Annotated in this window: 1 protein-coding gene and 1 pseudogene; both read right to left on the bottom strand. The window is 39.7% G+C overall.

What is annotated here, in order from left to right:
• Window positions 1-206: 206 nt before the first annotated feature.
• Window positions 207-1,097, bottom strand: a pseudogene (locus FCI53_RS21135) (IS3 family transposase); the annotation flags it as partial.
• Window positions 1,079-1,402, bottom strand: a complete 324-nt coding sequence (locus FCI53_RS21130; RefSeq protein WP_138420938.1) for a transposase — start codon at window positions 1,400-1,402, stop codon at window positions 1,079-1,081. The pseudogene FCI53_RS21135 and the gene FCI53_RS21130, both read right to left, overlap by 19 nt.
• Between the last annotated feature and the right edge of the window lie 78 nt (window positions 1,403-1,480).

Genomic DNA, 1,480 nt, shown 5'->3' with positions numbered 1-1,480 from the left:
TGGACCTCTGTCAAGAAAGTGGACACCAAAATAACGAAAAGTTGTTTAATATTGGTCGTGCAGAGACTTTTCTTAACTTTTTAAGATCATAGATGATGCCGTGGAAGCGTCAAGCCCAGCCCGCTTGACCCATCCACTCTATCATCTGTGTTGTCGGCAAGTTAAGAAAAGCCACCACACTGTCCCTCGTTAGTGCTATGGATCATTTATGCGGGCAGATTCAAATAGAACTGATTCGCATATTGAACTGGTGATACATATCCAATTGACCCATGTATTCTTTTGCGATTATAAAAAAACTCAATATAACGATAGATTTCAGTATAGGCCTGATGTTTAGTTTTAAACTTTCGACCTTGCAATAATTCCTTTTTTAGAAGACTGAAAAAAGATTCTGCACAGGCGTTGTCATAACAGTTTCCAGTGCGACTCATGCTTGCTTCTATGCCATACTCTTGTAGCTTTTCTCGGTAATCTTTGGAGGCATACTGTGTCCCTCGATCTGAGTGATGAAGCAATCCCTTTTCCGGTTTTCTCGCTTGGTAAGCATCGTTTAAAGCGTCTATAACCAACTTTGTTTCCATACGGTTATAAAGTCTCCATCCAACAATTTCACGTGTACATAAATCAAGAATACTAGCCAAATATAAACGTCCTTCACGACAAGGGATATAGGTGATATCAGCGACCCACACCTTATTGGGTGCTGAGGCAGTAAAGTTCTGATTTAGCTTGTTAGGAGCAACAGGATAGTCATGATTTGAGTCAGTCGTGACTACTTTAAACTTTCTAGAAACGCAGGAACGCAAGCCTAACTGTTGCATGTATATACCCACAGTACGCTCAGTGATATTGTATCCTTTTTTCTTTAATTCTTTTGTGATTTTTGGACTTCCATATATATTTCCCGAATCCTCGTAAATCTCAGTAATAAGCTTTTTGATGCTTCTTCTGCGCAACTCTTGTGGACTAGTTTTGTGTTTTCTCCACTTGAAATAACCGCTCTGGGATACGTGTAACACCCTGCACATCTTCACCACTGAGAACTCCCGGCTATGATCCTCAATGAATTGAAACCTCATGGCTTTGGTCTGCTGAAGATGTGCACCGCCTTTTTTACAATAGCTAGTTCTTCTTCTGTCTGCTTTATTTTGCGATCTTTCGCTTTTAGTTCCTGTTCCTTTTCTCTCAACTGCTGTTCTAACTTTTGATTACGTTCTTCAGCTGCCACTGGTTCGTTCTCAAATTCCCGATATTTTGACATCCAATCATGTAAACAACTCAGTGGAATCTTTAAGTCTTCCGCGATCTCTGTCATTGTTTTCTTTTGTTGTTGCTCTTGTGCAAATTTAACTGTTTCTTGCTTAAACTGCTCACTATATCTTTGCCTATGTTCACCCATGGAAACCCTCCTAGTTATTATCATCATATCCAAATATGACTTTCGTTAACGGGGTATCCACTTTTTATTCTAGCTTCA

The organism is Aquibacillus sediminis, from assembly GCF_005870085.1.
Classification (GTDB): Bacteria; Bacillota; Bacilli; order Bacillales; family Amphibacillaceae; genus Aquibacillus_E; species Aquibacillus_E sediminis.
This window is presented reverse-complemented; position numbering and strand designations above follow the sequence as displayed.